Below are 14,196 nucleotides of genomic sequence, written 5' to 3'. Positions count from 1 at the left end.
AAAACCTCGGCGCGGCGGATGGATGGATGGCGTACCGACGGCTTTTGGGGCGGATTGGTGGCACTGGTCGTCGCGGGCCTGTGTACGGTCACGGGCGCATCGCTGACGCTCGAGCACAAGCTTTACGACGCGGCTGTCCGCATTTCCTCCCCCGCCCCGCTGGCCGACGTGGTGATTGTGGGCATCGACGACGCCAGCCTTGCCACGGTCGGTCCTTGGCCCTGGCCGCGTGACGTTCACGCGCAGCTCATTGATCGACTGTCAGCGGCTGGCGCCCAGGCCATCATCTATACTCCCGCATTCGCGCAACCCCAGAGCGACAGAGGGTTGGGCTACCTGCGAAAAATCCGCGAAACCCTCGTTGCGGCGGGCGAGGGAACCGCATTGACGGCCGAGCTGGGCCGTGTGGTGGGAGAGGCAGAAGCTGCACTCGACGGCGATGCGCGCCTGGCTGCAGCCATCCAGCGGGCGGGCAATGTGTTCCTTGCTTCGCGCTATGAAAGCACCGGGGCTTCGGCGCCGTTGCCCTCTTACGTGCGCCGCAGCACGGTGCCTGATCCAGGTGTTGCCGCGACCCCCGTGCAATTGGCTCGGCACCCTATCGCGTCGCTGGGCGCTGTGGCTGCGGGGGTGGGGCACGTTTATGCAGAGCCCGACCAGGATGGCCGCGTGCGCCAGGTTCCACTGCTTCTTCGCTACGACAGTGTCGGGGTGCCGTCCCTGGCGTTGCTGGCGGCGCAACACAGCCTGCATCTGGGTTTGGGTGATCTCCGCGTGACCGACGCGCCTGGCGGGCTGCGGTTGGGGGCGCTGAACATTCCCACGAATGCAGCTACCGTAATGCGCCCCCGCTGGCAGATGGCCGCCGACGGTGCGGGCTCTTTCCCTGTGTGGTCTGCCTCCAGTGTGCTTGGCGGAGCCACCCCGGCCAGCGGCCTTCGGGGCAAGATCGTGCTGGTGGGTGAAATGGCGGATACGCTGCCTGGTCCGGCAGCGCAATCGGGGGAGCCGGCCGTCTATCCGGTGGAAGTGTTGGCACAAACCCTGTCGTCGATCCGCCTCGGGTTGGGTGTGTTGGAGCCAGGTTGGGCCGCCCCCGTGGGTTGGCTGGTGTTGGCGCTGGTGGTTTTGTATGTGGGGGCGATGGCGCCGCGCATCGCGCGTCCAGTGGGGGTAGGTGCGGGCGCTGCGCTCGCGCTCACCCTGGTCATCTCTGAATGGACCCTGCTGCGGTATGGAGGCCTGTGGGTCCCGTTGTTGCTTCCGGTGCTGGCGCTGCTGGCAGGAGCGGCCATGGCGGCGATTCTGTACCGCGGACGGCAGGGCGAAGTCTCTGGGCGTTCTGCCGAAGCCGCTGAGGCCGACCGCATGATGGGCCTGGCGCTGCAGGGCCAGGGTCAGCTGGACATGGCCTTTGAGCGCCTGCGCAAGGTGCCCCCCAGCAACGCGCTTCTGGACAACCTGTACCACCTGGCAGAGGATTTCGAGCGCAAGCGCCACTTCGCCAAGGCCCAGGCGGTGTACGAACACATCCTTCGCCATGACCGCCAGTACAAGGACGTGCGCAGCCGCTACAAGCGTGCGCGCGCTCAGGCACAGACCGGTGCGCAAGCCCCGCTGGGCGTGAAGGATTCCGTGCCGCAGGCAGACCCTGCTTTACCCCGGCTGTCAGGCGACGCCACGGGGGGGGGGCCAATGTTGGGCCGCTACCAGATCGACCGCGAGATTGGCAAAGGTGCCATGGGGGTTGTCTATTTGGGGCGGGATCCCAAGATCGGCCGCGTCGTGGCGATCAAGACGCTGGCCCTGGGGCAGGAGTTTGAAGGCGATGCCTTGATTGATGCGCGCGCCCGTTTCTTCCGCGAAGCCGAGACCGCGGGTCGATTGCAGCATCCGAATATCGTTACCATTTTTGATGCCGGCGAGGAGCACGACCTCGCCTACATCGCCATGGAGTTCCTCAAGGGCGAAGACCTGACCCATGCCTGCGGCCAAGACCGGTTGCTGCCTGTGCCCACAGTGCTGTCCATTGCGGCCCGGGTCGCGGATGCGCTGGACTACGCCCATGCTCACAATGTGGTGCACCGCGACATCAAGCCTGCCAACATCATGTTTGACAGCGCGACGGACGCAGTCAAGGTGACCGACTTTGGCATCGCGCGCATCACGGATTCGAGCAAGACCCGCACGGGGCTGGTTCTGGGTACACCCAGCTTCATGTCGCCAGAGCAGCTGGCGGGGAAGAAGGTCGATGGGCGCTCGGACCTCTATTCGTTGGGCATCACCCTGTTCCAGTTACTCACGGGGTCGCTGCCGCTCCGTGGCGCGTCCATGACCGAGCTGATGCACAAGATTGCCAACGTGGAGGCGCCCGATGTGCGCCAGCTACGCCCTGAACTCCCACCCGCTGCGGCCAAGGTCGTGGCGATGGCGTTGCAGAAGCGCCCGGAGGCCCGCTATCAGACTGGGCGGCAGTTCGCGATGGATCTACGGCAGGCAATGGCGGGCGATGCCAGTTTTACCCCTGAACCAGTCGTCTATGATGCGGACCGCGATGCATCAGGGCAAGAAATGGCGGATTTTCAGGAAACCGTGATGGAGCCCCCCGCCGTGCGGGGTGCGGCAGCCTCGCCGATTTCGGGCGCCCCATGACGCACACCTCCAGATCCATGACCTATGAATTCACTGCGCGGACCGACAAGGGCCGCGTGCGTTCCAACAATGAAGACGCGGTAGCTGTTGACCGCGATGCGCAGGTCGCGATATTGGCCGATGGCATGGGCGGCTACAACGCGGGTGAGGTGGCCAGCGGCATGGCCACCACCTTCATCCGTACTGAAATGGCGCGCTGGCTGGCCCAGGCGGGCACGAGTCCCCAGTCCACCGATGTGCGCCGAGCGCTGGAGATTTGCGTGGAGAACGCGAATCACGCTATCCTGGGTGCGTCCCTCTCCAATCCGCAGTACGCGGGCATGGGCACCACGCTGGTGGTCGCGGTGTTCCACGGCAGCCGCCTGATCTTGGGTCACATCGGCGATTCGCGCTGCTATCGGCTGCGTGGTGGAGCTCTGCAGCAAATCACGCGCGACCATTCCTGGCTGCAAGAGCAGGTGGATGCGGGGCTGCTGACAGCGCAGCAGGCGGCGTTGTCCTCCAACCGGAACCTGGTCACCCGGGCTTTGGGCGTGGAGCCCAATGTGTTGATGGAAGTCAACGAGTTCCAGGTGGCGCCCCATGATCTGTTTCTTCTGTGTTCCGATGGGCTCACCGACATGGTGTCCGATTCGGACCTGGCAGAGCTGGTGCGTGCGCCCCTGCCATTGGAGGAAAAAGCGACATTGCTCGTTGACACAGCCAACGCCAACGGGGGGCGTGATAACGTGAGCGTGCTGCTGGTGCAGGCTGCCGCAGGAAGCAAAAAACGCGGCCTCATGTCTCGATTGCTAGGGGCCTCTTGAACGGCCCGAAACACAACAATTCATCACATCAGGAGTAGATCATGCCGAGAATGATCGTTTCAATCGACGGCGTCGTCATCAAGGAAGTGCAGCTGACCAAGGAGCGGACCACGCTGGGTCGGCGTCCTTACAACGACATCGTGATCGACAACCTTGCGGTGAGCGGAGAGCATGCCGTGCTCCATATGGACGGTCAGGATGTGGAGATTGAGGACCTTGGCAGCACCAACGGCACCTATGTGAATGCCAAGGCAGTCAAGCGCCAGGAGCTGCGAAATGGCGATACGGTGGAGGTGGGCAAGTACAAGATCCGCTTCCTGCAAGATGCCGAAGGCCAGAACTTCGAGAAGACCATGATCTTCAAGCCTGGCATGGTGCCGCCTGCCGTGGCAGCTGCCAGGCCCGCCCAGGCGGCGCCTGCGCCGGCCCCGGTTTCAGCGGTGATCCGGGTCATGTCCGGCGCTGCTGCAGGTCGCGAGGTATCGCTCCAGAAGGTAGTGACCACCATCGGCAAGCCCGGTGTGGCGGTGGCCTCCATCACCAAGCGGCATCAGGGTTTTGTGTTGGCCCATGTCGAGGGGCCTGACATGCCTTTGCTGAATGGCGCAGCCATTGGTGCGTCGCCGGTTCCCCTCAAGCACGGTGATCGCCTGGAGCTGGCGGGCACCGAGATGCAGTTCGAGCAAAGCTGACATCTGGCAAAGGGCCTACGCCGTCGCTGCGAGCCATTGTTGGCCTGACCGGAACCCATTTTCTCGCGCGCGGACACATGCTGCAGTCCCTGTTGCATCTGTTTCGCCGGCGCTGGCGGCGCATTGCGGTCACGCTGATACCGCTGGTGTTTGCGCTGCTGCACGTGGCAGACTTACTCCACCTGCAGGTGTTGGAGCGGCTGGACCACATCATCTACGACACCCGCTTGCGGGTGACCATGCCGCGCACGCTGGACGAGCGGATTGTCATTGTCGATATCGATGAAAAGAGCCTGGGGCGTGTGGGCCAATGGCCCTGGCGCAGGGACAAGATGGCCACGCTGGTGCGCGAACTGTTTGAGCGCCAGCAGGTGTCGGTGGTGGGGTTTGACGTGCTGTTTGCCGAGGCCGATGAAAGCTCGGGGCTTTCTACGCTTCAGCAACTGGCGCGGGGCCCTTTGCGCAGCCAGCCAGCCTTCAAGGAGCAACTGGAGCGCCTGGCACCATCGCTGGACTATGACGCGCTTTTTGCGCAGGCTCTGCAAGGGCAGCCGGTGGTGTTGGGTTACTACCTGTCTGGCGAAGACCGCGACGGCATTACCAAGGGCATGTTGCCAGACCCCGCGCTTCCGCTGGAGCGCTTGCGGGGCTTGCCTCTGGGGGCTACCACCTGGCGTGGGTATAGCAGCAACATCGAGGCACTTACCCGCGCGGCCCCCGCGGCGGGGTTCTTCAATTCGATCACGGACGAAGATGGGGTCGTTCGATCCTTGCCTTTGTTGGGCGAGTACCAGGGGCAGTATTACGAATCGCTGGCGCTGGCCATGTTCCGTACCGCCATTGGCCTGCCGGAGATCCATCCAGGCTTTGTCAGCCTCACGCCCTCTGGAACGCACGACCTGCTCCAGAGCATCGTGCTACGGCAGGACGGACGTACGCTGGTGCTGCCCGTAGACCAGCAGCTGGCCACACTCATCCCCTACCGGGGCCCGGGCGACGCCAAAGGGGGTTCCTTCCGGTACATCTCGGCGTCTGACGTTCTGGATGGCCTGCTGCCGTCTGGCCAGCTCAAGGACCAATTGGTGCTGGTCGGCTCTACGGCCCCTGGCTTGCTGGATTTGCGCGTGACCCCTGTTGGCAGAACGTACCCCGGAGTGGAAACCCACGCCAACGTGCTATCGGCATTCTTGGATGGAAAGAGCATTGTCCGCCCCGACTACGCCGCAGGGTTTGATGTGCTGCAGCTGTTGTGCGCGGGTGTGCTGCTGGCTGTGGCATTACCCCTCTTGTCCGCATCGTCTGCGGTCTTGCTCAGTGGGGGGGTGGTGTGCGCGCTGGTGGGGCTTAATCTGTGGATGTACATCGCTCAGGGGCTGGCACTACCGTTGGCGACAGCGGTGGTGATGTCGATGCTGGCCTTTGCACTCAACATGGCATACGGCTATTTTGTGGAGAGCCGCTCCAAGCGTGAGTTGGCCGCACTGTTCAGTGCCTACGTGCCCCCTGAGCTGGTGGCGGAGATGGTCAAGCAGCCCGAGCACTACAGCATGCAGGCCACCAACCGGGAGCTGACGGTGATGTTCTGCGACATGCGGGGCTTCACCGCCATGTCTGAACGCATGGAGCCCTTGCAGTTGCAGGGGTTGTTGAATGAGGTATTCAGCAAACTCACCCACATCATCCGTAGCCACCGAGGCACGATTGACAAATACATGGGCGACTGCGTCATGGCCTTTTGGGGTGCGCCCGTGGCCACCCCTGACCACGCGCAACTGGCGGTAACTGCGGCCCTGGAAATGTCGCAGGCGATTGGGCAAATCAATGCCGACCACCGCCAGCGCGGGCTGCCTGAGATTGGCGTAGGCATTGGACTCAATACTGGCGTCATGTGCGTGGGCGACATGGGCTCGGACATTCGGCGTAGCTACACGGTCATTGGCGATGCGGTCAACCTCGGCTCCCGCCTGGAAGGGCTTTCCAAGCACTACGGTACCTCGATCGTGGTGAGCGAGTCTGCCATGCAGCTCGCTCCTCAGTTCGTATGGCAGGCTATGGACCGCGTGCGCGTCAAGGGCAAGGCGCAGGCCGTACCGATTTACCAGCCGCTTGCACTCCAGGGAGAGCTGTCGAGCGACCTTGCCGAAGAATTGGCGGTGTGGGAGGGTTTTCTGCGTGCCTATGCAGCGCAGGAATGGGCACAATGCGACAGACTGATGGTGCAATTGCAAGAGCGCAAGCCTCAATGCATGCTGTACGGGTTGTATGCCGCCCGGGTTGAGTCGCTGCGTGGGCAGGCTTTTGACCCCAACTGGGACAGTGCCACCAATTTCGACACCAAGTAGAAGGCTTCACATGAAGGTTCGCGTGCTGGGATGCTCCGGCGCCATCGCCAAAGACTGTCGCACGACATCGTTCTTGATCGGCGACAGCATCTTGCTCGATGCTGGCACCGGGGTAGGTGACCTCACGCTGGATGAAATGGGCAAGATCGACCATGTACTGCTGACCCATTCCCACCTGGACCATATCGCCGCTTTGCCCCTGATGCTGGACGCGGTGTCGTCCCAGCGCCGTCGTCCCGTACAAGTGCATGCCCTTGCCGACACCATCGGGGCGCTTCAGGACCATGTCTTCAACAACGTCATCTGGCCAGATTTCAGCACCATACCTTCTGCGGCATCCCCCTTCCTGCAATACCGGACCTTTGTGCCCGGCGAGGTGTTGAGCATCGCAGGCACGCAGATTGAAGTGCTACCCGCTCACCACACTGTCGCCGCCGTAGGGTTTGCGGTCCAAGGCGACACTGGTTGGTGGGTGTTCAGCGGCGATACCGAGCGCAACCCTTCATTCTGGAACCGTGTCAACGCAATGCCGGTGGCTTGCCTGGTGATCGAAACAGCCTTCAGCAACCGCGAGCGCGACCTCGCTCGCCGCAGCCTGCACCTCTCGCCCGAGACCCTTGCGCAGGAATTGGCGCATATCCCCGCCGCAGATCGCTATCCCATCTACATCACGCACACCAAGCCATCGGAGACTTCGCTCATCATGGATGAGATTCGACAGTTCGACAGCACGGCCCGTACCCACCACAGTCCGCATGACATTCGGTGGCTGAGTGCCGGGCAGACGATGGAGGTCTAGCGAAAGTGCCCATGGGCGTGACAATACTGGGCGACAAAAATGTAATTTCGAGAATGAATTGAGGTCGGTTGCCGAGCAAACGTGAATGTAGATCGGGGGCCGTGTCGGGTGGATTCGTCGGCTCATGCTGGATGCGGCGCCTCTTTGAGAGCTTTGCTAAAAAACGCCGAACTTCTGAAAGCTTGCAGTGTGCTGGCAGGCGGTTTTGTCTTTACTACCTGCAGGGCTTCTTGTGGGCTTGATGCAATCGTCGTCTGTTTCAACAGGCGGGCACAGCAATTGCATAACCACAGCGCATTTGCAACTTTTTCTAGGAGTTCTTCATGAAGCGTTCTATCCAAAAGGGTTTCACCCTGATCGAATTGATGATCGTGGTCGCGATCATCGGTATCTTGGCTGCCGTGGCTCTGCCTGCGTACAAGGACTACACCATCAAGGCGCGTATGTCTGAAGTGGTGCTGGCCGCTTCGCAGTGCCGCACCACCATCAGCGAAACCATCCAGAGCATGAATCCGACCGCTACTTTGTCGGGCACCAATGCCTTTGGCTGCGACGCGACCAACCCCACCAAGATGGTGGCTTCCATCACGGCCAACGAAAACACCGGCACTATCGTAGTGGTGCCACACCAGACCAATCTGGGCGTTGACCTTACCGCTACTCCGGGCTCCATCACCCTGACGCCCTACAAAGACAGCGCCCTCGGCGCTTACGCGTTGGGCACGGCTACTACTGGTGGCCAGGGTACCCAAGTGTACGAATGGGTGTGCAAAGCAACCGGCAACACCACCAAGTACGCACCAGGCTCTTGCCGCTAATTTTGTCGCGAACTGTGTTCGCGATTTATAGGAAGGGGGCTTTGGCTCCCTTTTTTGCTTTTCTAGACTGCCGTCACTTCGCATGACCACTGACTCAACATCCAAAGCAACAGGCTGGGCCGTTCTTGCCAGTTTGGCCTATGCGCTGTGCTGGCTGTTACCTAATCACCACGTGCCTTGGGTTGATTTTTATTCCGATGCGTGGGCAGCCTGTGTGTTGTGGGTGCTGGCCGTTGTGGTGTTCTGGCGCAGCCGAAAAATGGCGTTGCAGGAGTGGCACGTGCTGCCCTTGCTGGGTCTAGCTTGTGTTGGGGTCGTTTGGCTGCAATATGCATCAGGCCTTATCGAGACGTTGGGCGTCGCGTTTATCAGCAGCTTGTTCTTGGCTGGGCTCATGTTGGTACTGTTGGTGGGGGCTGCCTGGGAACGTTGGAAGCCCGGTCAATGCGCGGACTTTTTGTTCATAGCGGTACTGATCGGCGCGTCCGGATCATTGTTGATCCAGTTCCAGCAATGGTGGAGCATCGATCCGGGATCAGCATTCTGGCTTTTCATCCCCGCGCCCCCGGCGCGCTTCCATGGCAATCTTGGCCAACCGAATCAACTGGCAAGCCTTTTGTGCCTGGGTGTTCTGGCCTGCGCTTGGCTGCACGAGCAACGGCGTCTGCCAGGTTTGGCTGCATGGGGCTGGGCGGTACTGTTAGCCATTGGCCTCGCGCTGACCGAGTCACGCACGAGCTGGGCGGTTGTGATTTTTTCGCTAGCCGCGCTGATCATGTTGCGAAAACGCTTGGCGATATCACGCCGGTTGATGGCGGGCGCACTTGGCTGGACGGTAGTGTTTGCCCTTTTTGTGGTGGCCCTCCCTTTCGTCAATGTGTGGCTGGGGCGAGCCACAGAGCTACAGCCGTTGCGAGGGACTTCATCTTTCAAGCTGCGCCTTGAGTTCTGGGCCAAATTGTCGGATGCATTGTTGCAGCACCCCTGGTCTGGATACGGATGGATGCAAACGAGTTTCGCTCAGTTCCCCTCTGATCCGTACGCCATGGTGACCGGTGGAACGCTCCGGCATGCTCATAACCTGTTCATGGACCTAGTGGTCGAGCTCGGCCTTCCCTTAGGTCTGGCGGTGTGTTTGTTGCTGGGTGTGTGGATGGTCAGTGCGCTGAGGCGTGTTGCCAAGGTGGAGCAGCTGTGGATGTTGTTATTTGTGGTGGCTTTGGGCGTGCATGCCATGCTTGAATTTCCGCTGCACTACGCGTACTTCCTGCTGCCGTTCGGCCTCATGCTGGGAGCGTTGAACGTAGCGTTGAAATTCAAGCCCGTGTTGAGTACCCGCCTCTGGCCGACTGTTGTCGCGTTGGTACTGGGGGGTGTTGGACTGTCGATCACTGTATACGACTATGCCCGTATCGAACGCGACTTTTTCACGCTGCGCTTTGAGCATCAGAAGCTCGACAAAGCGGGGGAACGGGTTGCCCCTGACGTGGTGGCACTGACCCAATTGCAGGACATGATTTGGCTGGCGAGAATTGATCCTTCAAAAACATACGCGGAAAAGGATCTGGAGCGAGCCCTCAAGACCATGAAGTTACTGCCCAGCATAATGGCCAACTACAAGCTGGCGGCTATGTATGCATTTGCAGGACAGCCCCGACAAGCTGAGTATTGGATTGTTGTGCTGACGCGAATGAACCGCTTGGGAGAACGGGAGGTGCGAGACATCCGCAGACAGTGGGACGAACAGTCAGCTGTTTTCCCCCCCATGGCGGAAGTGGCCTGGCCTGAGTGATCCGTTATGTCTGGGAGCGGATCAAACGATCTGCCTTCAAAGCGGAAAGCGCAAATTTTCTGGCCGTTTCGCTCGACTCTAAAAAAAGGCTCACAAAGCTACCTTGCCCGGTAGCGCCCCGACTTTCCGCCCTGTTTTTCCACAACGTGCACATCATGGATGGACATGCCCCGATCCACAGCTTTGCACATGTCGTAAATGGTAAGCAGCGCGACCTGCACGGCGGTAAGCGCTTCCATCTCCACACCAGTGGGACCGACGGTTTCCACAGTTGCGGTACAAAATATGCCTGTAGTGCCTAATTTTTGAACACTGGATGCTTCGAATTCAATAGCAACTCGGGTCAATGCCAGTGGGTGGCACAGCGGGATCAGGTCGCTGGTTTTCTTGGCGGCCATGATGCCGGCGATCCGGGCAATGCCGAGCACGTCACCCTTTTTGGCGTTGCCAGCTTCGATGAGTGCCAGTGTGGCGGGCAACATTTCGATGCGGCCGCTGGCGATTGCGATGCGATGTGTAGCCGCTTTGGCGGCCACGTCAACCATGTGGGCTTGGCCCTGGGCATCAAAATGGGTGAGTGCGGACATGGGGTCGTAACCAGGTGAATAGGTGGGAAACATTTGGGTGGCAGGGCATCATACGTGCATGTGGATCCGCAAATGCCCCCCCGCAAAGCCTTCGACCAATGATGCCGTTCTGCATCAGCATGTCGAGCAGAATACTTTCCAAACGCATAGCAGAATTGCTTGCATAGCTGCGCTATTGATAGCGACTGGCATTGCTATTGCGTTGCCGGCTGCTGCCCAGCCCACCCTCCCCACCCTCGGCGACACCAGCGACCTCACTACCAGCGCCGAGCGCCGCCTGGGCGATCGCATCATCCGCGAGCTGTACCGCGACCCGGACTATGTGGATGACCCGGTCGTGGCTGACTATGTGCAGGGGATCTGGCAGCCGCTTCTGGCAGCCGCCAAAGCTCGGGGGGAGCTGAGTGCCGAGTTGGATGAGCGCTTTGCGTGGGAGATTCTGCTGGGCCGCGACCGCACGGTGAACGCTTTTGCCTTGCCTGGAGGGTATCTGGGTGTGCATCTGGGGCTGATTGGTGTGGTGGCCACACGCGACGAGCTGGCCTCCGTGCTGGCCCATGAGTTGAGCCATGTGACCCAGCGCCACATCTCGCGCCTGATCACGCAGCAGAGCAAGCAGACGCCTTTGCTGTTGGGGGCGATGGTGCTCGGCGCCCTCGCCGCCAGCAAGAACCCGGGTGCCACGCAGGCATTGGTGGTGGGGGGGCAGGCGCTGGCCATGCAGAACCAGCTCAATTTCTCCCGGGATATGGAGCGCGAAGCGGACCGCATAGGCTATGGGCTCATGGCCCCTGCGGGCTTTGCGCCCCAAGGCTTTGTGAGCATGTTTGAAAAGCTGCAGCAGGCCAACCGGTTGAACGACAACGGGTCGTGGCCCTACTTGCGCAGCCACCCATTGACCACGGAGCGCATGGCAGACATGCAGTCGCGCATCCCTCCAGGCACGGCGACTGCACCTGGGCCCGCTCCGCAGCCTTCCAGCGAACATGCCATGGTGGCAGCACGGGCGCGCGTATTGTCCAACCCGGGGGTGGATACCTTGCGCCAATGGATCGCCGAACCGCGTGGCTCGGGTTTTCAGGCACTGACCTTGCCACGCCGTGCCGCGGCGCTGTATGCAGCGGCGCTGGCCAGCAGCCAGCTGCGTGACACGGTGGGTGCGCGCACGGTGGCCCGCCAACTGGATGATCTGGTGCGGCCAGACCCTGCTGCCCACCGGCTGGCGCGCTTGTTGATGGCGGAGATTGAACTGTCGGCGGGTGATGCCGCTACGGCTTTGGCATCCGTTGCGGATGACAGCAGCACTCGCCGGCCCGAACTGGTGTTGCGCACGCAGGCGCTTTTGCGAGCCAATCGGCCGGGTGAGGCCACGCAGGCATTGCAGACCTGGGTGGCTACCCACCCCAAGGATGCCACCGTATGGCAACTGCTGGCGTCCACCTGGCAGGCGCAGGGGCAGGCCTTAAGGGCAGTCCGCGCGGAGGCGGAGGCGCATGCAGCACGTTATGACTATGCTGCTGCCGTGGACCGGTTCAAGGCGGGCCAGGACATGGCCCGGCGCGGCGGAGCAACCGTGGACCACATTGAGGCGTCGATCATCGACACGCGCTTGCGCGCGATGGAATCACTTCTTCGTGAACAGGCCGCCGAGCGCTGATTCGATCACGAGCCCCAATACCGAGTAGATCAGCGAGCCCAGCAGCGCGGCCCCGAAGCCTGCGACATGGAAGCCGTCCAGCACGCTGGCCGCCGCCCAGAACATGAGCGCGTTGATGACGAAGAGAAACAGCCCCATCGTGACGATGGTGACGGGCAGGGTGAGCACGACCAGCACGGGCCGCAGCACCACATTGAACAGGCCGATCACGAAGGCCGCGATCAGCGCCGAGGTGAAGCTCTTCACCTCCACACCGCTGTAGATATAAGCCACGAACAGCAGCGATGCAGCGCTGAGCAGCCATTTCAGAAGGAGTCGCATGGCCGGAGAATAGCACTGGCCCGCGGGTGGGCGGTCAGTGAATGCGGCTAGCGTGACCAGGCCGCTCCTGCACTCATTCGAGCGCAAGCACCCACAGCATGCCAAAGCCGGTGAGCACGCTGCCCAGCGTGCCCGAAAGCGACGACCAGCGTCCGTCGGCGCGGCCAGCAGGCTGCACGGGCTCAGACTTGGGCCGACGGGCATCCAGTACGGGCGCGGCCACCATGCCGCCCCCATCGGCCTGAATCTGCGCAGTCAGCTCGGCCAACGGACCCTTCGCGATCACGGTGGTCACCGCGCCCGAGGGCGCATGCAAGGTGGGCACAATCTGGGCGAACAGCTTGTCCGCCCACTTGGTGCGCCAGTTCTCGCGTGTGCTGTGGCTCACCCACTTGCTGACGCGGTGCGTCATGCGCGGCGCGCAGGCAACCAGTACCCAATGGGTGTCTGCGCTGGCCGGTCGTCCGCAGAGGGGCTCCAACACCTGCTGCGCGTACGCCGCGTCGTCCACATACACGATGACTCTGTCCATACCCACCTCCAGGTGTGTGGCACGCCACAGGGGAGCGGTATGGCCTCCCTGCGCTGCCTCAGATGCAATGCAATTCGTGTGAATCGGTCAGTGTCCGGCCGGTGCCGAGCCAGCACTGGCACGCCGGGCCAGAATGATTTTGCCCGCCAACAGGACGAGCAGTGCGCCCGCCACGCTGGCCCCGTACTTGACCACATCGGTCACCTCACCACTCGCGCCGTCCAGGGGCATCTTGAGCATCCATTGCCACTTGTCCGGGTTGGCCAGGGCGGGATCGGTGACCAGCATGCCGCCAGCGATCCAGCCCAGCAGCATGCCACCGAGCGTGATGATGAAGGGAAAGCGTTCCATGAGCTTGATGACCAGCTGACTGCCCCAGACGATGATCGGGATAGAAATCAGCAGGCCCAGCACGACCAGCAGGAAAGAGTGGTCGCCCGCGTTTTGCGCAGCGCCTGCGATGGCGATCACGTTGTCCACGCTCATGACCAGATCGGCCACGATGATGGTCTTGATGGCGGCCAGCAGTTTGTCACTGCCTTGCACGTCGCCATGGCCCTCTTCATCGGGTGCCAGCAGCTTCACGCCGATCCATACCAGCAGCAGTGCGCCCACGAACTTGAGGAAAGGCAGCGCCAGCAAGGTCATCGCAAAGGCGATCAGGACCACGCGCAGCACGATGGCACCTGCAGTGCCCCAGATGATCCCTTTGGTGCGCTGCGCCGGAGGCAGTTTGCGGCAGGCCAGCGCAATGACCACCGCGTTGTCGCCACCCAGCAAGATGTCGATGATGATGATCTGGCCTAGTGCGAGCCAGAATTCGGGCGAAGCCAGAAAGTCCATAAATTCCTCAATGTCAGTGGCGAAACGAGGATCCTGGCGCCACTGTAGCGCCGAGCCCCTCGCAGGGATAGGGGGTTCACGGTGACCTGGTCAAGGAAGGCTTGCCCCTGAGCGGGGAGGAATGACAAGCGAAGGGATGTCCTTGATCAGCCCACGGTGGGCCCATCAAAGGTCTTGCTCAGTTCCACACAGGCTGCTTGTGTGTGAACCCGGATTGCCGGAAGCAAGGCTTCGTATTGACGACAAATCCGATGCCTTGCGCTGGTCCAGCCCGAGCGATGGCGGGCCGGCTGGCAAGGCGGGAGCTACTCCCCTTCGAGATAGCGATTGGAACATTCCTGGCGAGGCAGCGCAA

The 14,196-nt window shown here is 61.6% G+C and carries 12 protein-coding genes; 8 read left to right on the top strand and 4 right to left on the bottom strand.

Features of this window, described 5'->3' with window-relative positions:
- Nucleotides 1–18 precede the first annotated feature (18 nt).
- From ASD94_RS14215 to ASD94_RS14185, 7 genes are all read left to right on the top strand, one after another.
- Entirely contained in the window at nucleotides 19–2,652 is a 2,634-nt protein-coding gene (locus ASD94_RS14215; RefSeq protein ID WP_235510670.1) for a CHASE2 domain-containing serine/threonine-protein kinase, read from the top strand.
- Between the two features lie 17 nt (nucleotides 2,653–2,669).
- Nucleotides 2,670–3,458: a Stp1/IreP family PP2C-type Ser/Thr phosphatase gene (locus ASD94_RS14210; protein WP_056643980.1), complete on the top strand. Its 789-nt coding sequence runs from the start codon at nucleotides 2,670–2,672 to the stop codon at nucleotides 3,456–3,458.
- Between the two features lie 41 nt (nucleotides 3,459–3,499).
- Nucleotides 3,500–4,150, top strand: a complete 651-nt coding sequence (locus ASD94_RS14205) for an FHA domain-containing protein (protein WP_056643978.1) — start codon at nucleotides 3,500–3,502, stop codon at nucleotides 4,148–4,150.
- Nucleotides 4,151–4,227: 77 nt separating this feature from the next.
- A complete protein-coding gene (locus ASD94_RS14200) occupies nucleotides 4,228–6,492 on the top strand; it encodes a CHASE2 domain-containing protein (RefSeq protein WP_056643976.1) in 2,265 nt (754 codons plus the stop codon).
- Nucleotides 6,493–6,502: 10 nt separating this feature from the next.
- On the top strand, nucleotides 6,503–7,291 hold the full coding sequence (locus ASD94_RS14195) for an MBL fold metallo-hydrolase (protein ID WP_056643974.1): 789 nt from the start codon (nucleotides 6,503–6,505) through the stop codon (nucleotides 7,289–7,291).
- 323 nt (nucleotides 7,292–7,614) lie between these two features.
- Nucleotides 7,615–8,109 (top strand): pilin, encoded by a 495-nt coding sequence (locus ASD94_RS14190; protein ID WP_056643972.1) that lies wholly within the window; start codon nucleotides 7,615–7,617, stop codon nucleotides 8,107–8,109.
- Nucleotides 8,110–8,191: 82 nt separating this feature from the next.
- Nucleotides 8,192–9,901, top strand: a complete 1,710-nt coding sequence (locus ASD94_RS14185) for a PglL family O-oligosaccharyltransferase (RefSeq protein WP_082576882.1) — start codon at nucleotides 8,192–8,194, stop codon at nucleotides 9,899–9,901.
- 98 nt (nucleotides 9,902–9,999) lie between these two features.
- Here ASD94_RS14185 and moaC read toward each other — a convergent pair whose 3' ends face one another.
- Complete coding sequence (gene moaC / locus ASD94_RS14180; protein ID WP_056644165.1) at nucleotides 10,000–10,488, bottom strand: cyclic pyranopterin monophosphate synthase MoaC; 489 nt, start codon at nucleotides 10,486–10,488, stop codon at nucleotides 10,000–10,002.
- A 196-nt stretch (nucleotides 10,489–10,684) separates the two neighbouring features.
- Between moaC and ASD94_RS14175 the strand changes: the two genes are divergently transcribed.
- On the top strand, nucleotides 10,685–12,145 hold the full coding sequence (locus ASD94_RS14175; RefSeq protein WP_235510672.1) for a M48 family metalloprotease: 1,461 nt from the start codon (nucleotides 10,685–10,687) through the stop codon (nucleotides 12,143–12,145).
- Here the strand turns inward: ASD94_RS14175 and ASD94_RS14170 are convergent.
- The 3 genes from ASD94_RS14170 to ASD94_RS14160 all read right to left on the bottom strand — a co-directional run bounded on the left by ASD94_RS14170 (nucleotide 12,113) and on the right by ASD94_RS14160 (nucleotide 13,841).
- Nucleotides 12,113–12,466, bottom strand: a complete 354-nt coding sequence (locus ASD94_RS14170) for a phage holin family protein (RefSeq protein WP_056643968.1) — start codon at nucleotides 12,464–12,466, stop codon at nucleotides 12,113–12,115. The genes ASD94_RS14175 and ASD94_RS14170 overlap by 33 nt on opposite strands.
- 73 nt (nucleotides 12,467–12,539) lie before the next feature.
- Nucleotides 12,540–12,998 (bottom strand): hypothetical protein, encoded by a 459-nt coding sequence (locus tag ASD94_RS14165; RefSeq protein ID WP_056643966.1) that lies wholly within the window; start codon nucleotides 12,996–12,998, stop codon nucleotides 12,540–12,542.
- A gap of 87 nt (nucleotides 12,999–13,085) precedes the next feature.
- On the bottom strand, nucleotides 13,086–13,841 hold the full coding sequence (locus ASD94_RS14160; RefSeq protein WP_056643965.1) for a TerC family protein: 756 nt from the start codon (nucleotides 13,839–13,841) through the stop codon (nucleotides 13,086–13,088).
- Between the last annotated feature and the right edge of the window lie 355 nt (nucleotides 13,842–14,196).

The sequence above is a fragment of the Acidovorax sp. Root70 genome (genome assembly GCF_001428225.1).
Classification (GTDB): Bacteria; Pseudomonadota; Gammaproteobacteria; order Burkholderiales; family Burkholderiaceae_C; genus Acidovorax.
Note: the sequence above shows the minus strand (reverse complement) of the source record. Positions and strands in the feature narration are given on the sequence as shown.

Bases quoted from the DNA above. Each gene is read 5' to 3' on its own strand.
- ASD94_RS14160 (WP_056643965.1), bottom strand. From the start codon at position 13,841: ATGGACTTTCTGGCTTCGCCCGAATTCTGGCTCGCACTAGGCCAGATC.
- ASD94_RS14205 (WP_056643978.1), top strand. From the start codon at position 3,500: ATGCCGAGAATGATCGTTTCAATCGACGGCGTCGTCATCAAGGAAGTG.
- ASD94_RS14185 (WP_082576882.1), top strand. From the start codon at position 8,192: ATGACCACTGACTCAACATCCAAAGCAACAGGCTGGGCCGTTCTTGCC.
- ASD94_RS14200 (WP_056643976.1), top strand. From the start codon at position 4,228: ATGCTGCAGTCCCTGTTGCATCTGTTTCGCCGGCGCTGGCGGCGCATT.
- ASD94_RS14165 (WP_056643966.1), bottom strand. From the start codon at position 12,998: ATGGACAGAGTCATCGTGTATGTGGACGACGCGGCGTACGCGCAGCAG.
- ASD94_RS14195 (WP_056643974.1), top strand. From the start codon at position 6,503: ATGAAGGTTCGCGTGCTGGGATGCTCCGGCGCCATCGCCAAAGACTGT.
- moaC (WP_056644165.1), bottom strand. From the start codon at position 10,488: ATGTCCGCACTCACCCATTTTGATGCCCAGGGCCAAGCCCACATGGTT.
- ASD94_RS14210 (WP_056643980.1), top strand. From the start codon at position 2,670: ATGACCTATGAATTCACTGCGCGGACCGACAAGGGCCGCGTGCGTTCC.
- ASD94_RS14190 (WP_056643972.1), top strand. From the start codon at position 7,615: ATGAAGCGTTCTATCCAAAAGGGTTTCACCCTGATCGAATTGATGATC.
- ASD94_RS14215 (WP_235510670.1), top strand. From the start codon at position 19: ATGGATGGATGGCGTACCGACGGCTTTTGGGGCGGATTGGTGGCACTG.
- ASD94_RS14170 (WP_056643968.1), bottom strand. From the start codon at position 12,466: ATGCGACTCCTTCTGAAATGGCTGCTCAGCGCTGCATCGCTGCTGTTC.